Origin of the sequence: Pseudomonas sp. St290 (assembly GCF_018325805.1) — a bacterium.
GTDB lineage: Bacteria > Pseudomonadota > Gammaproteobacteria > Pseudomonadales > Pseudomonadaceae > Aquipseudomonas > Aquipseudomonas bijieensis.
Genome location: NZ_AP014703.1, coordinates 4,007,959 through 4,032,975 on the forward strand (window position 1 = coordinate 4,007,959; position 25,017 = coordinate 4,032,975).

A 25,017-nucleotide genomic window follows, 5' to 3' on the forward strand; every position below is an offset into this window, starting at 1 on the left:
TGAAATGGACCAAGCAAGCATGAACAACATCGAAGACATCTACTCCCTTTCGCCGACCCAGCACGGCCTGTTGTTCCACAGCGTCTATGAACCGGATTCGCGGGTCTATTACCAGCAATTGAGCCTGGACATGAACGGCCCGCTGCAACTGAGCGCGTTTCGCGGCGCCTGGCAGGCGTTGATGCAGCGCCATGCGGTGCTGCGCAGTGCTTTTCTCTGGGAAGAACTGGACGATGCCTATCAGGTGGTGCAACAGGAAGTGCCATTGCCCCTGACCGAACTGGACTGGCAGGACCGCACCGAGCCCCAGGCCGCGCTGGAACAGTTGGCACTGGAGCAACGGGCGCAACCCCTGGAGCTCAATGACTCGCCGCTGATGCGCGTGTGCCTGGTACGCCTGGCCCCCGAGCGCTGGCACCTGATCTGGACCTTCCATCACATTCTCATGGACGGCTGGAGCGTCGGCATCGCCGTCCAGGAGTGGCTGGCGCTGTACTACGAACAAGCCCATGGCCGCCCTGCCAACCTGGCACCGACCCGTCCTTACCGGGACTACATCGCCTGGCTGGCGGAACAGGACATGGCCGCCACCGAAGGCTTCTGGCGCGAGCAGTTGCAGGACGTGAGCGAGCCGACCCCGCTGCCCACCTTCGCCGTACGCCAGCCAGCCCCGGCAGGGGCACCGTTCGCCGAACGGGAAAGCCTGCTGGCCGCCAGCGAAACCGAGCAACTGGCGCACTTCGCCCGCCAGCATGACCTGACCCTCAACACGCTGATCCAGGGCGCCTGGGCACTGCTGCTGGGCCAACATGCCGGGCGTGACGACGTGGTCTATGGCGTCACCGTCGCCGGCCGTCCGGAGAACCTGGCGGCGGTGGACAGCACCGTCGGCCTGTTCATCAACACCTTGCCGCTGCGCGTGCAATGGGCTGACGAACCGACGCTGGTGGACTGGCTGCAACGCTTGCAGCAAGCCAACAGCGATGTGCGCCACCACGCCTACCTGCCGCTGGGCAAGCTCAAGTCAATGACCCGCATCGCCGCGGAACAGGCGCTGTTCGACTCGATCCTGGTGTTCGAGAACTTCCCGGTCACCGATGCGCTCAACCAGGACACCGGTGGCTTGAGCTTCAGTGCCCCGAGCAACGACCAGCAGGTCGACGGCATTACCCACACCCAAGGCCGCAACCACTTCCCGCTGTCGCTGATCGTGGTGCCGGACAAACAACTGCACTACCTGATCAGCTACGACCGCAGTCGCTTCAGCGATGCCGAGGTCGCGGTGCTGTCGGCACAATTGCGCGCCATCCTGTTGGCCATGACGGCACAAGCGCAGTGCCGGGTCAGCGAGCTGGAGTGGCTGAGCCCTGAAGAACGCCAACAACTGCTCGTGCAGGGTCGCGGCGTGCAACTGCCGGTGCCCGCTGCCTGCCTGCACCAACGCTTCGAACAACAGGTGGCCGCCCACCCGGAACAATTGGCAGTCCAGGACCGCCAGGTCGCCCTGACCTACCGGGAACTGGACCAGCAGGCCAACCGCCTCAGCCAGTATTTGCGCGCCCAGGGCATCGGCCACGACAGCGTCGTGGCCCTGGCCCTGGAACGCAGCGCCGAGTTCGTGGTTGCCCTGCTGGCCACCCTCAAGGCCGGCGCCGCCTATCTGCCGCTGGACCTCAAGCAACCCGCCGGACGCCTGGCCGACGTGCTGGTGGACAGCCGCGCCGCACTGCTGATCGGCGCCGCCGCCTCGCCCCTGCTCAAAGGCCTGGCCGAGCACACGCCGACGCTGTGGCTGGCGGAACAGGCCGACGCCATCGCCTCCCAGCCAGACACGCCACCGGCCGTGGCCCACAGCCCGACTGACGCCGCCTATGTGATCTACACCTCGGGCTCCACCGGCACTCCCAAGGGTGTAGTGGTCGAGCACCAGTCCATCGTCGATTACCTGACGGCGGTGCACGCGGTGCTCAACCCACCGCTGGCGGCCCGCTACGGCTTGCTGTCCAGCATCGCCGCCGACCTGGGCCACACCCAACTGTTCGGCGCCCTGTGCAGCGGCGCCAGCCTGTTGCTGGTGGATGAAGACAGCGGTTTCAGTCCCCTGGCACTGGCCGAACTCTTCGACCAACACCCAGTGGATGTGCTGAAGATCACCCCAAGCCACCTGGCCGGCCTGTTGCAGGCGCTGCCCGATGCCCGCCTGCTGCCTCGCGCCCTGCTGGTCTTCGGTGGCGACGCCCTCAGCCCGGCGCTGTTGGAGCAGGTCAACCGCCTGGCCCCCGGGCTGCGGGTGTTCAACCACTATGGGCCGAGCGAAGCGACGGTCGGGGCGATTGCCACCGAGCTGCCCGCCGGCCTGCGCAGTATTGCCCTCGGCCGCCCGCTGCCCAACCGCCAACTGCAAGTGGTGGATGCCAAGGGTCGCCTGGTACCCACCGGTGTATCCGGTGAGCTGCTGATCAATGGCGCCCTGGCCCGAGGTTACCTGCACCGCCCGGACCTGACCGCCGAACGCTTCCACCTCGACGCCGATCAGCAACGCTGGTACCGCACCGGCGACCGCGTGCGCTGGCAAGTGGACGGTCAATTGGCATTCCTCGGCCGGGTCGACAGCCAGGTCAAGATCCGTGGCAACCGCCTGGAGCTGGGCGAAGTCGAGGCGCAGCTCAAGCGCCTGTCGCCACTGATCGAACAGGCGCTGGTCCGTGCCGTGGAACTGGACGGCAGCCTGCGCCTGGTGGCCTACCTGGTCGCCAGCCAATCACTGTCCGCCACGAAACTGCGTAACGACCTCGCTGCGCGAGTGCCGGACTACATGGTGCCGGCGCACTTCATCACCCTCGACGAACTGCCCCTGACCCGCAACGGCAAGGTCGATGTACAGCGCTTGCCGCTGCCGCAAAAACCCACGGACGACAGCGCCACCCACGTGGCCCCACGCAATGAGGTCGAAGCGCAACTGGCGGTCATCTGGCAGGAGGTCCTGAAGCTTGAACGTGTCGGCGTGCATGACAACTTCTTCGCCCTGGGCGGCGACTCGATCATCAACTTGCAGATCATCGCCCGCGCCAACCAGCAGGGGCTGAAACTCACCCCGCGCCAGCTCTTCGAGAACCGCACCATTGCCGACATCGCCCGGGTGCTGGGCGCCGATGCCAACCAAGGCGTCGCGCAAGCCATTGCCGATGGCTATGACCTGCCGCTGGCCGCCGGGCAACTGGCGCGCCTGCAACAAGGACCGCTGCACGCGACTTGGCGTTGCGTGGCGCTGACCCAGGCCATCGACAGCGAGCTGCTGACCCAGGCCATCGTTGCCTTGCAGCAACACCACCAGGCCCTGCGCCTGGCGCTCAAGGCCCTGCCGGAGGGCGAGTGGCAGCAACGGGTACTGGTCGCGGCCCAGGCCCCGGTCATCACCATCGAAAAACTTGCAACCTGCGCCCCGGCGCAACTGCAAGCCCTGGCCCAGGCCGGTGTCGATGGCCTGGACTTGGATGCCGGCCAAACCCTGCACGCCAGCCTGCTGGAAGTGGACGGCAAGTATTCCCTGCTGCTGGCCGCTCATCCGCTGTGCCTGGACGAAGCGTCCTGGTCGCTGCTGCTGACGGACCTCAACCTGGCCCTGGCGCAGTTGCGCTATCAACGCCCGGTGCGCCTGTCCTACACCGGTGGCGATTTCACCCAATGGACGCGGCACCAGCAGGCCCATGCCCAGGGCGACGCCCTGGATGACGCCTGGGAGCACTGGCTGCAATACGCTGGCCTGGAACCGCTGCAACTGCCTGCCGGCCAACAGCCGGCCAGCATGATCGAGCAGGCCCTGCCGGCCACCACCTCGGGCGAGCTCAAGCGCCTGGGCGAAGTGCTGCAACTGGACTGGCACAGCCTGTTGGCCGCTGCCGTGGCCGAACAATGCCGTGAGCTGTGCGGCGATGGCCTGGTCGCGCTGAGCGTGCACGGCGCCCGTCCGAACGCCGAACGCTTGCCGGTCACTGCGCCGATTGCCGTCGCCGACCTCGACCCGGCGCGCATCGTGGGGCCTCTGGAATTGGCGGTGCCGTACTTCCTCCAGCCCGCAGGCGACAGCCTGCTGCAACGCTTGCAGGCACTGGCCACGCAGATGCGCGCCTATCCGCAGCACGGCGTCGACTACGGTGCCCTGCGCTACCTGTCGGACAATACCTACCTGCAAGAACCGCTGCGCGAGCTGCCGGCGGCAGCGGTCGCCATTCGTTGGCTGGGCAACCTCGACAGCCACCGCGAAGAACGCGGCATCCTGGCCCAGGTCGAGGCCGCAAGCCCATCGCCGACGTCGACATGCCCACTGACCCTGGACGCCTGGTGGCAGGACGATTGCCTGTACCTGCGCAGCCAGGGCGCCCTCGCCGCCGACTGGGCACCGCGCCTGGCCCAACGCCTGAACGACCTCGCCGGGCTCGCTAGCGCAACCGACCTGCGGCCTGCCAGCCAAGCGTTCCCGCTGTGCCACAAGCAAGCGGCGACCCTGGCGGCCGAACCGCTGGACTGGTTGAACATCGAAGACGTTTACCCGTTGTCGTCGATGCAACAGGGCATGCTCCTGCACACCCTGCTGCAACCCCACAGCGGCATCTACCTGATGCAACAACGCTACAGCTGGGACGGGGTCTTGCAACGCCCGGCGATGGAAGCCGCATGGCAGCTGTTCCTCCAGCGCCATCCAATGATGCGCACCGCGTTCTGGTGGCAGGACGACCACGAGCCGCTGCAATGCGTGTATCGCCAGACCCACCAAGCGTTCGACTGGCAGGACCTGCGCCATCTCGACGAAGCGCAGCAGCGCCTGGCGATGGACCAGGCCCTCGAAGCACAGCGCCTGCAAGGTTTTGACATGGCCTGCGCGCCATTGACCCACCTGCGGGTGTTCCAACTCGATGAGCGACGCTTCGCCGTGGTGCGCAGCTTCCATCACATCCTGACTGACGCCTGGTGCTTCGGCCTGCTGATGGAAGATCTGCTGGCGATCTACCAGGCCATCGTGCGCCAGGAGCCGGTGGCCCGTCCGCGCCTGCGCTCGTTCCGCGGCTACATGAGCTGGCTGGAACGCCATGACATGGCCGCCGCACACGCGTTCTGGCAGGCCGAGATGGCCGGTTTCAGCGAGCCGACGCCGTTGCATGTGGACAGCCCCGTGGCCCGTCCAGAGCAGGCACCGGAACAGGTCGGCGACTTCGACCAGACCCTGAGCATCGCCCAGACCCAGCGTCTGCAGCAGCTCTGCCAGCAATACCAACTGACCCCCAACACGTGGATCCAGGGTGCCTGGGCGCTTTTGCTGTCGCGCTACAGCGGCAATCGCGATGTGCTGTTCGGCGTGACCGTCGCCGGCCGCCCGACGGACCTCGCCGGTGTAGAGGAAATGGTCGGCCTGTTCATCAACAGCTTGCCCCTGCGCATCGATGTCGACCCCGAAGCGCCAGTGGCCGATTGGCTGCAGGCGCTGCTGTCCCACAACGCACAGCTGCGCGAACACGAAAGTGCCTCGCTGGTGGACATCCAGCGTTGCAGCCAGGTGCCGCGCGGCCAGCAGCTGTTCGACAGCCTGGTGGTGTTCGAGAACGCGCCGCTGGACATCAGCAGCGTGCAACTGGATGCCTTCAGCATCGACATCTACGAAGACCGGGTGCACACCAACTTCCCGATGACGGTGGTGTTGTACCCCGGCGACCGCCTGGGCATTCGCCTGTCCTACGACAGCCAGCGCTTCAGCACTGATACCGTGCAGCGCATGCTCGGGCATTTGGTGCAGCTGCTTTCGGGCATGCTGGAAACGCCCCAGGCGCCCCTGGGCAGCCTGCACATGCTGCCCGAGGCGGAACGTCGGCAGTTGCAGATCGACTGCAACCGCAGCGCCGTCGATTTCCCGCTGGAACGCGGTTATGCGGCGCTGTTCGCCGAGCAAGTGCGCAGCCGCCCGCAACACCTGGCCGTCGTATGCCAGGGACAATCGCTGACTTACGCCGAACTGGACCGCCGCGCCAACGCCATCGCCCACACGTTGCAAGCCGCCGGTGCCGGCCCGGAAACCCTGGTGGCGCTGTTCGCCGAGCGGGGCCTGGCCTTGCTGACGATGATGATCGCCACGCTCAAGGTCGGCGCCGCGTTCCAGGCCCTGGACATCCAACAGCCCCACGCACGCCTGGCGGAGTTGCTGGACCTCGGTGAAGCGCCGCTGTTGCTGGTGTGCGAGCACGCGACGTCGACGCTGGACAACGTCCTGCCGCAGCTGCACAAGCAACCCACCTGCCTGATCGCCCAGGCGCTCTGGCAAGGCCGTGAACAGCCGCCAGTCAGCTACGTCCACAACCCTGATCAACTGGCCTATGTGATCTTCACCTCGGGTTCCACCGGCACGCCAAAAGGCGTCATGGTCGAACAGCGAGGGATGCTCAACAACATGTTCGGCAAGGTCCCGAGCCTGGGCCTGGGTGAGCACGACCGCATTGCCCAGACGGCTTCGCCGGCGTTCGATATCAGCGTCTGGCAGTTCCTCGCCGCGCCGCTGTTCGGCGCCACCGTGCACATTCTTCCCGATGCCCAGGCCCACGACCCGGTGGCCCTGCTCGATGCGGTCGAGGAGCAGCGGCTGACGCTGCTGGAAACCGTGCCGGCACTGATTCGCGGCATGCTCCAGGAAAGCCAGCCCCATCACACCCTGGCGAGCCTGCGCTGGCTGCTGCCCACCGGGGAGGCGTTGCCGCCGGCCCTGACCCGGGACTGGTTCGCCCGCTTCCCGGCCATCGCGTTAATGAACGCCTACGGTCCGGCCGAATGCTCGGACGACGTTGCCTTCTACCCCATTACCCAAGCCCCGGGCGACGACTGCCTGCACATGCCCATCGGCAAGCCGACCGCCAATAACCAGGTGTTCGTTCTCGACTCAGAACTGCGCCTGGTTCCCATCGGTGTACCCGGCGAATTGTGCATCGGCGGTGTCGGCGTCGGTCGCGGCTACCTGCGCGACCCGCAACGCACCCGCGAAGCCTTTGTCCCGCACCCGTTCCAGGCCGATGCGCGCCTGTATCGCAGCGGTGATATCGGCCGCATGCGTGCCGATGGCGTGATCGAATACCTCGGCCGTCGCGACCAGCAAGTGAAGATCCGCGGTCACCGCATCGAGCTGGGCGAAATCGAAAACCGCCTGATGCAACACCCGGCGGTGGACAGCGCGGCGGTACTGGCGCTGCCCGACGCCCGCGGTGCGTTGCAACTGGTGGCCTGGTATGTGCTCGACGAAGCGGCCGACCTGGGCAACGAGTCGGCCCAACAGGTCTTGAGCGCTTACCTGGGCCAGCAACTGGCAAGCTACATGGTCCCGGCCCGCTGGCTGGCCCTGGCGCAATTGCCACTGAACGCCAATGGCAAGGTCGACCGTCGCGCCCTCGCCGCCCTGGGTGTACCCCTGGACGAGACGGCACAGGCGCAAGGCATGGCACCGCGCACGCCAACCGAGAAAGTGCTCGCCGAACTCTGGCAGGAAATCCTTGGCCTGGACGAGGTCGGTGTGCACGACGACTTCTTCGCCATCGGCGGTCATTCGCTGCTGGCTACCCAGGTGTTGTCGCGGATCCGTCGACGGTTGAACGTGAACCTGCCGCTGCGCACGTTGTTCGAGCGTGGCACCCTCGAACAACTGGCCGAGGCAGTGGATCAGCAGCGCGATGCCCGGACCGAGGCCGACGGCGACACCGAGATGGCCCTGGCGCCGCGCGACCAACCGTTGCCGCTGTCCTACAGCCAACAACGGTTGTGGTTCCTGGATCGCTTCGAAGGCCCGAGCGCCGCCTACAACATGACCACCACCGTCAGGCTGCGCGGCGCGCTGGACATCGCGGCGCTGCAAGGGGCCTTGCAGGCGGTCTTCGAACGCCATGAATCCTTGCGCACCGCGTTCCACCTCCACGGCGACCAACCGTGCCAGGTCATCAGCCCGGCACAGCTGGTTGACTTGACGCCGACCGAGCTGAGCCACCTCGACAGCGCGGAACAGGGACAAACCCTGCAACGCTTGATCAATGAACAAGCCGCACGCCCGTTCGATCTGCAACAGGCGCCGATGTTGCGCGCCAACCTGCTGCGCCTGGGCAGCGATGATCATGTGCTGCAACTGGTGCTGCATCACATCGCCACCGATGCCTGGTCCATGGGCATCCTGATGCAAGAGCTGATCGTCGGGTACCAGGCCCGCACCAGCGGCTCGACACCGGTGCTGCCGACGTTGCCGATCCAGTTCGCCGACTACGCCTACTGGCAACGCAGCGAAGCGCAACAGCGCCTGCTGGCACGAGCCATCGACTACTGGCGTCGCCAGCTCGACGGCGCGCCCACCTTGATCCCGCTGCCACTTGACCTGCCACGACCGGCGCGCCCCGACTACCAGGGCGCGGCCCTTGAACAACGCTTCACCGCGGCCCAGACGCAAGTGCTCAAGGCCTATGCGCAAGAGCAACGGGCGACGCTGTTCATGGTCCTGCTCAATGCCTTCAACAGCCTGTTGCAGCGGGCCACCGGGGCCAACGACTTTATCGTCGGAACCGACCTGGCCAACCGCGAACACCCAGCCCTGGAACACCTCATCGGGTTCTTCGTCAACGTGCTGCCGATCCGTGCTCGCCTGAGCGAGGGCGAAACCTTCGATGCCCGCCTGCAACGCTTGCGCGAGGATTGCCTGTCGGCATTCCAGCATCAGCAAGTACCGTTCGACAAACTGGTGGAGGAATTGCAGCCGCCGCGTACACCGGGGGTCAACCCGCTGGTGCAGGTGCTGTTCGTCATGCAGAACACGCCTAGCGGCAATGCCAGCCTGCCGGACCTTGAGGTGGAACATCTGGTATCGCGCCAGGAAAGCAGCAAGTTCGACCTCGCCGTGTTCGTCGAGGAGGACGAAGAACAAGGCCTGAGCGTGCGCTGGGTGTATCGCACCAGCGTGTTGCAGGAACAGACCATTCAGCGTCTCGAACAAGGCTTCGAGCACCTGCTGGAGCAGATCGTCGCGGCCCCGGCGCAGGCGCTGGACCAATGGTCGTGGCGCCTGGAGGGCAGCAACACCAGCGCGCCATCCCAGCCTGATTCGGCGCTGGACGAGGCTACGGCTCGCAGCGCACGCAAGCAGTCGAAACTGAGCAAGCTCAAGCAGACCCGTGCAACCGCCGTGAGCCAGGTGGCCCACGAGCAAGTCCGGACCCGCACCCTCGATGCCGGGCAAGCCTTGCCGTTGGTGATCGAGCCGATGCTCGGCGACCTGGACCCGGTGCACTGGGCGCTGCAAGCCCGGGAATGGATCAACGCACAGCTGCTGACCCACGGCGGCCTGCTGTTCCGAGGTTTCAACCTGCCGGATGCCGCCGCCTTCGAGCAGTTCGCCCAGGCCATCGAGCCCGACCTCTACGGGACCTACGGCGACCTGCCGAAAAACACCTCCGGCAAGAACATCTACCACTCCACGCCGTACCCGGAACAGCACATGATTCTCTTCCACAACGAGAGCTCCCATCTGCCGCAGTGGCCGCGCAAGCAGTGGTTCTACTGCGAAACGCCGGCACCCCGCGGCGGCTGCACGCCCATCGTCGATTGCCGGCAAGTGTTGGCACGTTTGCCGGAAGACATCGTCGCCCGTCTCAAGACCCAAGGGCTGCTCTACGTGCGGCACTTCACCGACAAGCTGGATGTGCGCTGGCAGGACTTCTTCAAGACCGAACAGCGCGAGGAAGTCGAACGCCAATGCCTGGCGTCGGGTATGCGTTGGGAATGGCTGGGGGCCGACAACCTGCGGATCGCCCAGCACTGCCCGGCCATCGTCGCGCATCCCGAGACTGGGGAACTGTCGTTCTTCAACCAGGTGCAACTGCACCACACTGCCTGCCTGGAACCGGAGGTGCGCAGCAACCTGATCAGCCTGTTCGGCCCCGGACACCTGCCACGCAACGTCTACTACGGCGACGGCAGCGTGATCGAGGACGCGGTGATGCAGGTGATCGGCGAGGCCTATGAGGACTGCGCGGTACGTTTCAGTTGGCAAAAGGGTGACATGGTGATGCTGGACAATATGCTGGTGGCTCACGCCCGGGACCCCTTCGAGGGCGAGCGCAAGATCTGTGTCGCCATGGGCCAGATGATGCGTCGTGAGCAATTGACCGGGCTGCTGCCTGAAGTACAGCCGTCGCCGGTTGTGGAGGTGCAGGCATGAGCGCTTTTGAAAAACGTGAAGAAGCCTTCGCCCTCTCACCGCAACAACGCAGCCAGTGGTTGGCGGGGTTGCCAGCGGTGCGCCTGGAACTGGAAATCAAAGGCCCGTTGGCCCTGGAACGCCTGCACCAGCGACTCGTAGCCCTGAGCGCATGCCACGAGGCCCTGCGCCTGCGGGTGCGGCCCGAGCCGGGCTTGCTGATGCCGTTGCAGGTGGTTGAATCCACCGTCACGGCAGCGGACGCCATCGGCGTCGAGGTGCAATCGATCAGCGATGATCGGCACCGGGTGACGCTGCAACTGCCGGCACTGAGCGCGGATCGCGGGACCTTGCTGCGCCTGGCACAGGCATTGGCCTCGACGGATGCGCCATCGCTGGATGACGAGGCCATGACCTATACCCAGTACAGCGCCTGGCTCTACGAATTGCAGGCCGATGAAGACGCCGAGCCTGGCCGGCGCTTCTGGGCCAGCCAGGCCCTCGATGAGCCGGCTGCCAGCGAACTGCTCTACCGCCAGGTACGCAGCGACTGTCCCGACGCCCCGGTGACCACGCGCCTGAGCGCCAATCCGCAGTTGAGCACAGCCCTGGACAGCTTTTGCCAGCGTCACGACGCAACGCCCGAGCAGGTGCTGATGGCGGCCTGGGGCGTGCTGTTGCAGCGCCTGAGCAGCGGCGACAGCCCGGCCCTGACCTTGAACTGGGTCCACGATTGCCGCGACGACTACGAAGAGCTCGCCGACTGCTGGGGATTGTTCGCCAAGCCCCTGCCCCTGCGCTGGCAACCGGCGGCGGACAGCGCGTTTGCCCAGGCCCTGGCAAACCTGCAGGTACTCTGTGAGCAAGCCACGGAATGGCAGGAATACTGCGCTGTCAGCACGACACCGCCAGCCGACGCCGCGCAGTACGGTTTCCAGTGGGCCGGGCATCTGCCCGATCGGCTCGACACCTTGGGCAGCCTGGCATCGACACTCACGGTGCTGGACGCCCAAGCCATCCCAGCGGGCATGGAGCTGCTGCTGGTAGCCGAAACCATCGCTGGCGACTATCGCCTGAACCTTTGCCACCTACCGGGCCGCTACAGCGAGCAAGCCGCCCGGGTCCTGCTGGAGCAGTTCCAGTCGCTGCTGCTCGATGCCCTCGCCAACCCCGGCAAGCCCCTGGCCGAGCTGTCAGTGCAGGCGCCGAGCTTCACCGCAACGCTGGCCGCCCTGCAGGCGCCACTCGACGCTGCGGCGCTGGCGTTTGCCAGTGTGCCGGCGAGCTTCGACGCGTGTGCCGCGCAATTCCCCGAACACTTGGCCCTGCGCGACCACAACGGGCAACTGAGTTACGCCCAGTTACAGGCGCGCAGCAACCAACTGGCGCATTACCTGCGCGCCCAGGGTGTGGGTCGTGAAGATCGCGTGGCGTTGTACCTGGATCGCTCGGCACAGATGGTCCTGGCCATGCTCGCCGTGCTCAAGAGCGGCGCGGCGTTCGTCCCCCTGGACGTGCATCAGCCGGCGCAACGCACCCTGGCCATCCTGCAACAGGCACAGCCCGCCTTCGTCCTCAGCGGTTCGGCCGGCAGTGCCCCGGCGTTGCCCGACATCGGCAGCCTCGACCTGCGGGATGAGGCGACCTGGCAGCAAGCACCTGCCACGGCAATCGACGTCGAGATCCAAGCCCAGGACGCGGCCTACGTGCTGTTCACCTCCGGCAGCACCGGCACGCCCAAAGGCGTCATCGTCGAGCATCGCCAGCTCGCCAGTTATGTCACCAGCGTGTCCCGGCGCCTGGCGCTGGCCGCCGGCGAACGCAGTGCGGTGGTCACTTCGCTGGCGGCCGACCTGGGCTACACGTTGCTGTTCCCGGCACTGCTCAGCGGCGGCGAATTGCACCTGCTGGACAAGGAAACGGCCATGGACGCCCAGGCCTGGGCAGCCTGGCAGGCGCAGTACCCGATCGATCACTTGAAAATCGTGCCGTCGTTGCTCGACGCCTGGTTGATTCATGCCCAAAGCGCTGCGGTGCTGCCGCGCAAGCAATTGATCCTCGGCGGCGAAAGCTGCTCGCGGCGCCTGCTGCAAAGCATTCGCAGCCTCGCGCCGGCACTGGCGGTCTTCAACCATTACGGCCCGACCGAAACCACCGTTGGCGTGGTGATGCACAAAGCTGAGCCGGCCATGGATTATCGCCGCCTGCCCCTGAGCGATCGCCTCGACGGCATGCGCCTGTACCTGCTCGACGAGCAGCAAGCTCTGGCCGCCCCCGGGCAAAGCGCCGAGCTGTATATCGCCGGCCCACAACTGGCTCGCGGTTACCTGGACGCGCAACAAAACGCCGGGCGTTTCATCGAGCTGGCGCAACTGCCTGGCGAACGCCTCTATCGCACTGGCGACATGGCCCGCTATCGTCATGACGGCAGCCTGGAAATCACTGGGCGCGCCGACCGCCAGGTGAAAATCCGTGGGTTCCGTGTAGAGCTCGATGAGATCCAGGCACAGCTGACCGCTCTTCCCGGTGTCGCCCAGGCGGCCGTGGAATGCATTCCCCGAGGCGAACTCGGCCAGCAACTGTTCGCCTTCATGACCCTGGCACCCGGACACTCGACCACGGTCGCCAGGCTGCACGGCCAGGCCCAGGATTGCTTGCCGGACTACATGCTGCCCACCCTGCGGATCGTCGAAGCCTTGCCACTGATGGGCAATGGCAAACTCGACCGCAAGACCTTGCAGCAATGGGCCGACAAAGTCCTCGACACGGTCGGCAGTGCCCTGCCACGCACACCGCTGGAAGCGTTGCTCGCCGAGGTCTGGGCACAGGTGCTGGGCCTGGAGCGGGTGGGCATCGACGATGATTTCTTCGAACTGGGCGGGCACTCCCTGGCGGCAGTGACGCTTGCCAGTCGCTTGCAGGCCGCACTGTCGGCCCCGGTAACGGTCAACGCCGTGTTCAACGCCCCGAGCGTCTCGGCGTTTGCGGCGCTGGTGCAGGCCGAGCTCAAGCTTTCGCCGCTGGTGCGGTTGTCGGCGCCCAACGCTGTCGAAGCCGCCAACCTGTTCTGCTTCCACCCCTCCACCGGCCACGTGCAGGACTACCGCACGCTGCTGGCGCCGCTTTCGGATTGGCACCTGTGGGGCTTGCAGGCCGCCTACCTGACCGACGACAGCACAACGCTGGGCGGTGATATCGAGAGCCTCGGTGCGCTTTATGTCGAGCACCTGCGCCAGCAGCAACCGCAAGGGCCTTATCACCTGCTGGGCTTCTCCCTCGGCGGCCTGCTCGCGATTGCCGCGGCCGCGCGCCTGGAAAGCCAGGGCGAGAAAGTGGCGTTCCTCGGTATCATCGACTCGCAGTACCAGCATCAAGCGCCGCAAGACAGTGTCGAAGCACTGCTGGAATCGGCCTCCCAAGCACTCACGCCAGACAGCCAGGCCGTGTTGCGCCAGTTGCCGGCACCGATCATGGCTGCGTTGCTGGAGCGACTGGACGCCCTGCCCCCAGCGGCACGCCTGCCGGAACTGGTCCAGTGGGCCCGGCAACAAGGCCTGCAACTCGATGGCGACAGTTGGGAGCATTTGCAAACGCGGCTGCGCTACCAGCAACATACGCAGCATCTGCTGGCGACCTTCAAGCCTGCCCGGCTAAGTTGCCCGGTGCATGTCTGGTGGGCCAGCGACACCCTGGCCCAGGCCGACTTCGCCGACCCGCATTGGGAAGGCCTGAGCAGTGGGCCATTGACCCGCGAGGTCATCTCGGCGCAACACCTCACCATCCTTGAGCAACGCGCCTTGCATGAACAATTGGCGGCGCGCCTCACGGCCATTGCTATACACGGAGCGGTTTGAAATGGATCTGTTGTTACTCATGGCTAAACGCTCATGGCGGGCACTGCTGGTGGCGACCCTGACGGGGCTGACCTGCGGGCTCGCGGCGGCCGGCCTGATCGCCAACATCAACCACAGCCTGGAGGTGTTCGATAAGCTGCGCCCGGTGGATGGCCTGCTCTTCGCCGGCCTGGTGGTGTTGGTCGCGGTGTCGCGGATCATCTCCGACATCAGCCTGCTGCGCCTGGGCCAGGCCGCGGTCAACGACATGCGCCTGCACCTGAGCGCCAAGCTGATCGATACGTCCTACGCGCAATTGCAGCGCCTGGGCAAGCATCGCCTGCTGGCGATGCTCACCGACGATACGCAAACCATCAGCCAGGCGGTGGAATTGGTGCCGATCCTGCTGGTCAATGTCGGGATCATCGCCGCGTGCCTCGGCTACCTGGGCTGGCTCAGCCTGCCACTGCTGGGCCTGACGCTGCTGCTGATCGCCCTGGGCAGCCTGAGTTTTCACTGGCCGCAACGCCGGGCACTGACCTCGATCTCCCGTGCCCGCGAACTCAAGGACCAGTTGTTCAATCAATACCGCCTGCTCACCGATGGCAGCAAGGAACTGCAACTCAACCATCCACGCCGGCAACATTTCTTCACCCGCCTGCTGATACCGGTCAGCCAGCAATACCGTCGCGACTTCGTACGCGGCATGAGCATCTACGCCCTGGTGTTGAACTGGGGTAACGCGGTGTTCTACCTGCTGATCGGCGTGGTGCTGTTCGCCGCGCCGCATTTCATCGACCTGGGCGTAAGCCTGGTCACCGGTTATATCCTGGCGATCCTCTACATGATCACGCCGCTGTCGGAACTGATGCATGCCTTGCCGACTCTCGGCCGGGCCAGCGTGGCCCTGAACAAGATCCGCGCCCTGGAAGGCCAGATGCAAACCGCTGACGAGAGCATCGACACGATCTCGCCGACCCAGGTTCGCAGCCTGGTGTGCCGCCAGGTCACCCACACCTACTACCGCGAGCGCGAGGACGGGCATTTCACCCTGGGGCCCATCGACCTGACCCTCAATGCCGGCGAAGTGGTGTTCATCACCGGTGGCAATGGTAGCGGCAAGACCACCCTGGCCTTGCTGCTGACCGGGCTGTACCGGCCGGAAAGCGGCGACATCATGCTCGACGAGCAAGTGTCCTCGAGTAACGACAACCACCATTACCGGCAGCATTTCTCGGCGATCTTCACCGACTTCTGCCTGTTCGAGAACCTGTTCGATGGCGATGACCCGCACCTGGTGAAACAGGCCCAGGACTATCTGGTGCACTTGCAGTTGGACCACAAGGTAAAAATCGAGGAAGGCAAACTGACGACGCTGGCGTTGTCCACCGGGCAACGCAAGCGCCTGGCGCTGCTCAGTGCGTACCTGGATGATCGCCCCTGCTATCTGTTCGACGAATGGGCCGCCGACCAGGACCCGGTGTTCAAGCACTTTTTCTACACCCGGATCCTGCCGGACCTGCGCGAGCGCGGCAGATTACTGATCGTGATTTCCCACGACGACGCCTACTTCGGCCTGGCCGACCGGCTGATCCGCATCGAACATGGCAAGCTCAGCGAAGTCGCTCCGCAGGCTGATGCGCCGCGCCTGGCTGAAATGCTGTCCACCTGAGAATGCGCCCACAATTCCAGGGCAACCCCCAGCCCAAATGTGGGGGCGAGCTTGCTCGCAATGGCGTCGGCATATTCAGCATTGATGCCAGCTGACCCGCCGCTATCGCGAGCAGGCTCGCTCCCACAGGGACTTGCTGTGCCAGAAAAACCAAGGGGGGTAAGGATTGAACTCGCGCTCAACCCTCCTCATAGATGTAATGCAGATAGCTCACCTGCTCTGCCACCGGCAGGCGGTGCAGCTTGGGGCAGGATTCGCAAAGTACCGGCGGTTGGCCTTCGACCGGTTCGTGCAGTTGGTAATGCAGGCAACAATGCCGGCGCAAGGGCAGGCATGGGCAAATCTGCGGTGCCGGTGATTCGACCATGCGTTGCAGGCCGCGCAACTTCAAGCGTCCGTTGTTGACCGTGACCGGTTCCAGCCACTGGTGTGCCTCGGCGAAGCCGTCCCTGGACAGGTCGGGGTCCATCCTGGCGAACGCCCCGTCCCAGATGGCGACGAAGTTGCCCCACAGTATCTTCGGAGCCAGGCCACCGGCAGCGGCCAAGGTGCCGAACAGCGGCGCCAGGTGCTCATGGACCAACCGCGACCAGTACACGGCGCGGCCAACCGCGTCCAAGGCCGACAGCCCGGCGGCCAGGCCCAACGCCGAAGGTTGACCGTCGTCGTGCAACAGCACAGCGTCCTCGCCCCAGAACTCGATCGCGCAACCACGCGTCAGCACACAGGCCAAGGTGGCCGGCAGGACAATGCTCATGTAGTTCATCGACCACTGTGAAACCACGGCGGCGCGGTTCACCCCCGGGTAACGCAAGGCAAACCGGGTCAGCAAGGGTTGCAGTACCGCAGGGTCGGCAAGCTGGCTCAACGCGATGCAAGGCTGATCGCCAGGTTCCTGCCGGATGACCCGCTGTATCGGCGGCCAGGCCTGGTGAAGCCATTCTGGAAATTCGATAACGGGGCTCCCGTGGCTTTCCCTAATTAATGCAAACGATTAGCATTGGCTGATCCTATCCTCCCTCCCCTGCAAACTCAACGTCGTTAGCGACCAGGCTCACCAAGACCACATGCACACACTTCGCAATTTCTGGCGTCTCGCGCGGCCTTTCTGGGCATCCGAGGAGAAATACCCGGCCCTGTTGCTGCTGTTCGCCACCGTGGCGATGACCCTGTGCCTGGTCGGCGTCAATATCCTCACCAACTTCTGGAACCTGCATTTCTATAACGCCTTGCAGGCCCTGGACTACCACGGTTTCATCGTGGGCAGCCTGCAGTTCATCCTCCTGCAGATCGGCATGGCCGCCTTTACCGTGGGCGCGTTCCACTTCCAGCAGAAGCTGACCATCCGCTGGCGGCGCTGGGCGACCCGCAACATGCTCGATCAATGGCTGGGCAGCCAGCGCTACCAGAAGCTGAAGCTGACCGAGACCGACGTCGACAACCCCGACCAACGGATTGCCGAGGACATCGACCTGTTTATCGTCAAGTCGCTCAAGTTGAGCCTCGGGTTGTTGACGTCGGTGGTGTCGCTGTTTTCCTTCCTGCATATCCTCTGGCAGGCTTCCAGCCTCGTCAGCGTGCCGTTCAACGACCAGTCGGTGGTCATTCCGGGACTGCTGGTGTGGATCGCCCTGCTGTATGCGCTACTGGGCACCGGCCTGGCCTTCTGGCTGGGTCGCGCGCTGCCCAGCCTCAATTTCATGCAGCAGCGGCGTGAAGCGGACTTTCGTTTCTCGCTCATCCGCCTGCGGGAGAACGCTGATTCGGTGGCGCAATACCGGGGCGAAGTCGTGGAGAACGAACGCTTCAACCAACGCCTGGAGGCAGCGCTGGAGAACTTCTGGGCGCTGGTGAAGAAACAGAAGCTGATCATGGGCTACTCGACCTTCTACTTGCGCAGCGCGACGGTCATCCCGATGTTCATCATGGCGCCACAGTTCTTTGCCGGCGCCTTTCCCCTCGGCCGTCTGACACAGATAAGCGCGGCCTTTGGCGAAGTACACGCGGCCATCGCCTACCTGGTGAGCGTGTTCCCGGAGCTGTCGGAATGGAAATCGGTGATCGACCGGCTGGTTGGCTTCCAGGAGCGCCTGGACAACGTCGAGGTCAAGTCCCAGGTCAGGCTCGAACAGCAGGCCAGCGGCCTCGACATCAAGGACCTGGACATCTGGCTACCGAACGGTCGGCCATTGTTCAAAGGCTTCAACCTTTCCCTCAAGCCCGGTGACAGCCTGATGATCAGTGCGCCGTCCGGCTACGGCAAATCGACACTGATCCGCACGATTACCGGGCTTTGGCATCACGCTCGCGGCTCAAGCGGCTACGACCGTGAGCGGGCCCTGACACTTTCGCAGAAACCCTACCTGCCGTTGGGCAGCCTGCGCGAAGCACTCTGGTACCCCAACCCACCCCGCCGCGAAGAGGATGGCGCGCTGCGCCAGATCATGGAGCAAGTCGGCCTGCAACACCTGGCCGAACAGTTGGAAGAGGAACGGGACTGGGCGCAAACCCTCAGCGTCGGCGAACAGCAACGCTGTGCGTTCGTCAGGGCCCTGCTGGCCCGTCCCACAGTGCTGTTTCTCGACGAAAGCAGCTCGGCGCTGGATGCGGCAAACGAAGCGCGCTGCTATCAGTTGCTCAAGCAGACGCTGCCGGACACGATCCTGATCAGCGTCGGGCACAGCGCCTCCCTGGAGCACTTCCATTGGCAAGTCCTTGAATTGCGGGACGAGGCGCAGTGGGTACATCGAAGGGTCAAGCAAGCAGTGTGAGTCCGCCAGGACAAACGCTGAACCTCTTGTGGCGAGGGGATTTATCCCCTCGCCACAAGATCCTCCGTGCCCCAGTCAATCGAAACCCTCTTCGCACATTGGCATGCAGAGTTTGTGGTCTATAGTTGCTGACAGATCCAAGATTTCGCTCGGGCCCTCAGGAGCAACACCCCCTCGAGCCGTAACCGTGTCGGGCCCACCAGCCTTCGGTAGTGAACAATGCAGGGAGCACATCATGCCGATCCAGCGGCCTGAGACACTGAGGTTGGCCCCTGGCACTGTCCATCGCGCGCAGGCCGATGGCGCTACCGAATCCGGCGTGTTTCGGCGCGGCTTCGACCAGGCCAAGGAAGCCTACATTCTGTTCCCGTTGCTGGCTGCGCTTCTGTTGCTGGCCATCTGGATCGCGACACTGTATCTGATCAAGGTCGAACATATCCGCGCACAACAGAGCGCGGCGACGGCAAGCCTGGAGATGGGCGCCACCTACGAAGCGCAAATGTTGCGCGCCATTCACGAAATCGATCAAACCCTCAAACTGGTCAAATACACCTACGAAGCCGAGGGTGAACCTAATCCCCTGCGCCGCCTCCAGGAACGGGCCTTGCTGCCGCCGGCCTTGGTGTTTGACGTCAGCGTGGTCAATCCGGATGGCAGGCTCGTGGCAAGCAGCCGGGTCAACGACCGGGAAAACATCGCTGACCCGGATGAGCAGCAAACGCTGCGGCACAGCGACTCACTGTCCATCAGTCACCCATGGAAAAGCCCTGTCACCGGAGAATGGCGCTTGCGCTTCAGCCGGCGACTCAACGCGGCGGATGGCGGGCTTTCCGGGATCGCCAGGGTCGAGGTCGATGCCGCCTATTTCGTCAGCAGCTACGACGCCTCGAAACTCGGCGACCAGGGTGCGCTCGGACTCCTGGGCACCGACGGCATCTTCCGCGTGCGGCGCACCGGGGAAACGGTACTGGCCGGTGATACAGTCGACTACGCCGCCGTGGTGCCGGACACTGAAAACACCGAGGCGGTGCTCTCGGTCAATGGCTGGGACGGGGTGCGGCGCTACACCAGTGCCCGTCAGCTCTATGACTTGCCGCTGGCGGTGATCGTGGGGTTGTCCGAGGAGGAACAATTGGCCGCGGTGAACCAGCAAGCGCGAACCTATCTCTGGCGCGCCGCGGGCGGCAGCCTGGTACTGGTGCTGTTGGTGGGCTTGCTCGCCCGGATGAGCTGGCAACTGGCACAAAGCCGTTTGCGCGCCGCCGAAGCCCAGACTCAACTGGCCGCGGCCGCACGCCAGGCCGGCATGGCCGAAATCGCCACCAACGTCCTGCACAACGTAGGTAATGTACTCAATAGCGTGAATATCTCCGCCGACCTGGTCACCCGCAAGCTGCGCACCAGCAAGGCCTTGGGGCTTGGCAAGGCGGTACAAATGATGAACGAGCATGCCGAGGACCTTGGGGATTTCATCTCCCACGACGAAAAAGGCAAGCTTCTGCCCAGCTACCTGAACCAACTGGTGGACGCGCTGGCGCTCGAACAACAGAGCATGACCGAAGAACTCGGCCAACTGAGCAAAAGCGTTGATCACATCAAGGAGATCGTCGCCGCCCAGCAATCATATGCAGGCACCTCCAGCCTTGCCGAAACCGTGCAGATAAAGGAACTGATCGAGGATGCCCTGCGCATGAACGCCGGCATCATCGCGGCGCATCGAATCACCGTGGTGCGCAACCTGACCGAAACACCCTTGCTGCAACTGGACAAGCACCGGGTGCTGCTGATCCTGATCAACCTGATAAAGAACGCCAGCAGGGCCATGGATGACCGGCCGGAGTCTGCCCCTCAAATCATCCTCCAGAGCGAGATCCCCCAAGAAGACACCCTGGTGATCAAGGTCATCGACAACGGCGAAGGCATCGCGCCCGAGAACCTGACACGGATCTTTGCCCATGGCTTTACCACGCGCAAGGACGGCCATGGCTTTGGTCTGCACAGCTGCGCCCTGGCAGCCATGGAAATGGGCGGTTCGCTGGAGGCCCATAGCGATGGCCCGGGAACAGGGGCGACCTTTACGCTCAAATTGACGATCTAGACGCTTCGCTGCGTGGTAGTGCGCAGTTTCAGCCAACGTTTCAAGGAACAGACTAATGGTCATCCACGCAACGAGGTCACCTTGAGCCCATGGTGAACAAGCCCAACGCAATGGCCCTGGTAGTCGTGACGCTGTACGCCGGCGGCGCCAGTGCTGACGCGGCCGATATGTTCTCGCTGAGCAGTTTCGGCACGGTGGGGATCGTCCATTCCAGCGAGAAAAGAGCCGATTTCACCTCCAGTATCTTCAAGCCCAATGGCGCAGGGCATTCGCGCAACTGGAGCGCCGACGTCGACAGCCTGATCGGTGCCCAACTGACCGCCACCGTCACCCCGCAGCTTTCGGCCGTGGTGCAGGTCATTTCCGAGCAGCGTTACGACAACAGCTACCGGCCCTTCGTCGAGTGGGCCAACATCAAGTACCAGTTCACACCGGATTTCAACGCCCGCATTGGCCGTACCGTGCTGCCGACGTTCCTGGTGTCCGACACGCGCAAAGTGGGCTACACCCTGCCCTGGGTGCGGGCGCCCATGGAGGTCTACAGCTTGATGCCGATCTCCAGCAGCGACGGCATCGATGGCAGCTACCGGTTTCGTGTCGATGAAATCACCAACACCGTGCAGGCTCACTACGGCCAGACCGACAGCCGTCAGCCCGACGGGGCCGGCAAGGCGCTGACGAGAAATTTCTGGGGGATCACCAACACCACCGAGCTCGACGCCCTCACCGCGCGCATCACCTACATGAAAGCCGACTTGACCCTGGAGCAGTTCAACTCGCTCTTCGATACGTTCAGGGAGTTCGGTCCGGAAGGCATCGCCATCGCCGATCGCTACGACTCCGATGACACCCCCGTCGACTTTTTCGGCGTGGGCGCCAGCTACGATCCGGGCGACTGGTTCGTCATGAGTGAATGGGGCCGTCTCGACAGCCGCTCCGGCCTGGGCAGGACCAGCGCCTGGTACATCAGCGGCGGGTACCGCATCGAAGCGTTCACCCCCTATGTCACCTACGCGCGCTCCAAGACCGAAACAGAAGTCTCCAGCCCGGGCCTGACACTATCGGCCTTGCCACCGGTCCTGGCGGGCACTGCCGCCGAGCTCAACGGTGCCCTCAACACCGTCCTGGGCTCGAACGAAGGGCAGCAGACCCTATCCCTTGGCGTGCGCTGGGACTTCACCAAGAACATGGACGCCAAAGTGCAATTCGATCACACACGCTTCAAGGGCAACTCGGTCGGTCCGTTGATCAATCCCCAACCGGACTTCACGTCGGGGGGCTCGCTCAACGTCATCAGCCTAGCTGTTGATTTTGTCTTCTGATGGAGCAGGCCATGTGGGTTGTGAGACGCATCGGAATCGCTGTGGCGGGGCTCGCCCTGTGCGCCGCCAGCGCTGCCGTCAAGGCCGACGTGGTGGTGGTCGTCGCTACGTCGAGCCCAGTGAAGACGCTCGCGCGCAATCAGGTGGCGGATATTTTTCTGGGCAAGACCAGTCGTTTTCCCGGCGGTGGACAGGCGACTCCCATTGACCAGACAGAAGACTCGCCGACCCGCGATGAGTTCTACACAACGTTCACCGGCAAGTCCGCGTCCCAGCTCAAGGCCCATTGGTCAAAGATCATCTTTACCGGTCGGGGCCAACCGCCGCAGGCGGTTTCAAGCAGCGCAGAAGTCAAGAAACGTGTTGCCGAGAATCCCGACACCATTGGCTATATCGACACTCGGGAGGTGGACGGCAGCGTCAGGGCACTGCCGATCGAGGCGCAATGAGCATCATCGTGGCTCAAGCTGTCGAGCCTCTTGCCTATCCCGGCTGTGCTTGTAGCAACATCGTGAACTGATCGGCGGGCACCGGCCGGTTAAAGTAAAAACCCTGAAATTCGTCGCAGGCATTTTCCCGTAGGAAATCGGCCTGTTCCTTGGTTTCCACACCTTGGGCAACCACGGTCAAACTGAGGGTTCTACCCATTGCGATAATGGCCTCGGTCAAGGCTTTGTCTTCCGACACACTGGTGACATCACAGATGAATGAGCGATCGATCTTGATGGAGTCGAGCGGAAATTGCTTGAGGGCAGAGAGCGAAGAATAGCCGATACCGAAATCATCAATGGCGATCCGGATCCTCAGGTGCTTAAGTCCGGTCAACACACTCAACGCTCTTTTGACATCCTGCATGAGCAGGCTTTCGGCGATTTCGAGCTCCAGCAGACTGGCCTCCATACCGGTTTCAGCCAGTATCGCAGCGAGGTCCGTGAGTAGATTCTCATCGGCGAACTGGCGCGCAGTCAGGTTCACGGCCATCCCCAAATGCGGCAGGCCTTGTTGTTGCCAGGCAACGTTTTGCAGGCAAGCGGTCTTGAGTACCCATTTGCCGATCGGCACGATTAAACCGGTCTCTTCGGCAATCGGAATGAACTGCATCGGCGCGACGATGCCCAGGTCGGGGTGATCCCAGCGCAAGAGCGCTTCCATGCCGGTGATCTGGCCGCTGCGAATATCTCGCTTGGCCTGATAGTGCAGCTGGAACTCCTGGCGCTCCAGGGCATGGCGCAAGCTCAGTTCCAGTGTCAGTCGTTCCAGTGAATCCGCGTTCAGCTTCTCGGAATAGAATTGGAAATTGTTCTTGCCTTGTTGCTTGGCCTGATACATCGCGATATCGGCATTTTTCTTGAGTGTCTGCTCATCCAGGCCATCCTGCGGAAAGACACTGATACCGATACTGGCGGTCACACGGAACTCATGGTCCTGGAGGTTAAAAGGCCGGGCAATGGTGGACAGGACTTTCTGGGCGGTGATCGCCACGTATTTGTCCTCGGACAGCTCTGGCAGCAATATCACGAATTCGTCGCCGCCCAGTCGGGCGACGGTATCGCTGGCGCGCAGACAGGCCGTGATTCGCTGTGCGACTTCTTGCAGCAACTGGTCGCCGGCATCATGCCCAAGCGTGTCATTGATGTGCTTGAAACGGTCGAGGTCAAGGAAAAGCACCGCCAGTTGCCGATGATAACGGCTTGCCTCGCTGATACTCTGACTCAACATCTTACTGAACAGACTGCGGTTGGGCAGCGACGTCAGGCCGTCGTGATAAGCAAGATACTCAACGCGTTCGGCGTAGGCTATTTTCGCTTCGGCGGCCCGCAAACGGCTTTGCACCAGTTGCCAGCTCATCCGGCTCAACAGACTCACCAACAATACCAGCAACAGGCTTGCGCCCGCCGCCCTCCACAGATAGGTGTGTGCTTGTCGATTCACCGCCGACAGTTGCTCCTCCTCGGATAACCCGACAATGATCGCCAGCGGATAATCGTAGAGTTGGCGGGCACTGGTGTAGCGCCGTACGCCGTCCCATCCATTGATCGCGAGCACCGCCTCGGTGGTTTCATTGTCCGGCACCACTGCCGTGTAGTCGACCGCGTCACCGGCCAATACCACCTCCCCGGTGCGCCATACCCGGAAGATGCCATCGGTTCCGAGGAGCCCGAGTGTGCCCTGATTGCCGAGTTTCGAGGCATCGTAGCTACTGACGAAATAAGCCGCATCGACTTCGACCATCGCGATCCCGGAGAACGCGCCGTCCGCCGAATTGAGCCGCCGACTGAAGCGCAGCTTCCATTCCCCCGTTACAGGATTTTTCCAGGGGCGACTGATCGACAATACATTGTCACGCCTCAACGTTTGCAGCTCATCCTGAGCGACCCTGCTTCCAGCCTCGCTCGGCTGCGTACTCGCGACGACCATGCCGTCAGCATCAACCACGCTGACGTCAAACAGGAAAGGCGGCGGCAACAACGCCCGCGCCTTGAGTTTGGGCAGCGGGTTTTGTTCCCCTTCGGACTCGTAGGTGTATTTGACGAGCTTGAGGGTCTGATCGATTTCACGCACGGCCCGCAGAATTTGCGCTTCGTACGTGGCCGCGATTTCCACACTCGCCGCGGCGGCGCTCTGCTGCGCGCGCACCTGTTCGACCTTGATCAGGTACAGGGTGGCCGCCCAGATGCTCAGCAACAGGAAAACCGCCAGCAGCGGAAATAAAATGTAAATTTCTTTGGCTTGGTCAAACCCGCGCCGAAACAGGCTGTTCGTGGTAACTGAAACAGAGTTTGCAGAATGGGCAATATCAGTGGCCGACCTCAGTATATTCGACCGTTGGACCGGCATGGTGTGCTCCCTGCATCGCTTCACTGCTGACGGCTTGCGGGAATCCGACGCGGTTACGGCTCAAGGAGTCAATTGCTCCTGGTCGGCCACACGAAAGGATTCCGGGTCTGGTGAAAACTATAGACTACAAACTGCGTCTGTCAGGGCCAGGGCTTACTAGAGGGCCAGAGCGCTGATGTTGGCGGTTATCAGGCTCCCCCCAAGGAGCCCCCTGCTGCCAGGATTTTATTGTCGGGTTGAATGGCCACAGCCCATTTTTTGGTTTCGTAGCCTTGAAAG

Annotated in this window: 9 protein-coding genes; 7 read left to right on the forward strand and 2 right to left on the reverse strand. The window is 63.5% G+C overall.

Annotated features, from left to right (window positions below; all coding sequences use genetic code 11):
- Positions 1 to 19: 19 nt before the first annotated feature.
- Genes PBDP_RS17420 through PBDP_RS17430 form a run of 3 tightly spaced genes read left to right on the forward strand, consistent with a single transcriptional unit; the run spans position 20 to position 15,709 of the window.
- Entirely contained in the window at positions 20 to 10,225 is a 10,206-nt protein-coding gene (locus PBDP_RS17420) for a non-ribosomal peptide synthetase (RefSeq protein ID WP_212801049.1), read from the forward strand.
- Positions 10,222 to 14,058, forward strand: coding sequence for a non-ribosomal peptide synthetase (locus PBDP_RS17425; protein ID WP_212801050.1), 3,837 nt, complete (start codon positions 10,222 to 10,224; stop codon positions 14,056 to 14,058). The genes PBDP_RS17420 and PBDP_RS17425 overlap by 4 nt, the downstream gene beginning before the upstream one ends.
- 1 nt (position 14,059) lies before the next feature.
- Positions 14,060 to 15,709: a cyclic peptide export ABC transporter gene (locus PBDP_RS17430; RefSeq protein ID WP_212801051.1), complete on the forward strand. Its 1,650-nt coding sequence runs from the start codon at positions 14,060 to 14,062 to the stop codon at positions 15,707 to 15,709.
- A gap of 178 nt (positions 15,710 to 15,887) precedes the next feature.
- On the opposite strand, the gene fhuF is transcribed toward PBDP_RS17430, so the two are convergent.
- On the reverse strand, positions 15,888 to 16,577 hold the full coding sequence (fhuF, locus tag PBDP_RS17435) for a siderophore-iron reductase FhuF (protein ID WP_212801052.1): 690 nt from the start codon (positions 16,575 to 16,577) through the stop codon (positions 15,888 to 15,890).
- A gap of 199 nt (positions 16,578 to 16,776) precedes the next feature.
- Here fhuF and PBDP_RS17440 point away from each other — a divergent pair, with 199 nt between their 5' ends.
- From PBDP_RS17440 to PBDP_RS17455, 4 genes are all read left to right on the forward strand, one after another.
- Positions 16,777 to 18,480: an ABC transporter ATP-binding protein/permease gene (locus tag PBDP_RS17440; protein WP_116832675.1), complete on the forward strand. Its 1,704-nt coding sequence runs from the start codon at positions 16,777 to 16,779 to the stop codon at positions 18,478 to 18,480.
- Positions 18,481 to 18,715: 235 nt separating this feature from the next.
- Complete coding sequence (locus tag PBDP_RS17445; protein ID WP_176687634.1) at positions 18,716 to 20,578, forward strand: ATP-binding protein; 1,863 nt, start codon at positions 18,716 to 18,718, stop codon at positions 20,576 to 20,578.
- 89 nt (positions 20,579 to 20,667) lie between these two features.
- Positions 20,668 to 21,900 (forward strand): porin, encoded by a 1,233-nt coding sequence (locus tag PBDP_RS17450; protein WP_116832677.1) that lies wholly within the window; start codon positions 20,668 to 20,670, stop codon positions 21,898 to 21,900.
- A gap of 11 nt (positions 21,901 to 21,911) precedes the next feature.
- The gene (locus tag PBDP_RS17455; protein WP_212801053.1) at positions 21,912 to 22,349 is read left to right on the forward strand and encodes a type 2 periplasmic-binding domain-containing protein; all 438 of its coding nucleotides are present in this window, start codon (positions 21,912 to 21,914) and stop codon (positions 22,347 to 22,349) included.
- A gap of 34 nt (positions 22,350 to 22,383) precedes the next feature.
- Here PBDP_RS17455 and PBDP_RS17460 read toward each other — a convergent pair whose 3' ends face one another.
- Entirely contained in the window at positions 22,384 to 24,738 is a 2,355-nt protein-coding gene (locus tag PBDP_RS17460; RefSeq protein WP_109753176.1) for a putative bifunctional diguanylate cyclase/phosphodiesterase, read from the reverse strand.
- Between the last annotated feature and the right edge of the window lie 279 nt (positions 24,739 to 25,017).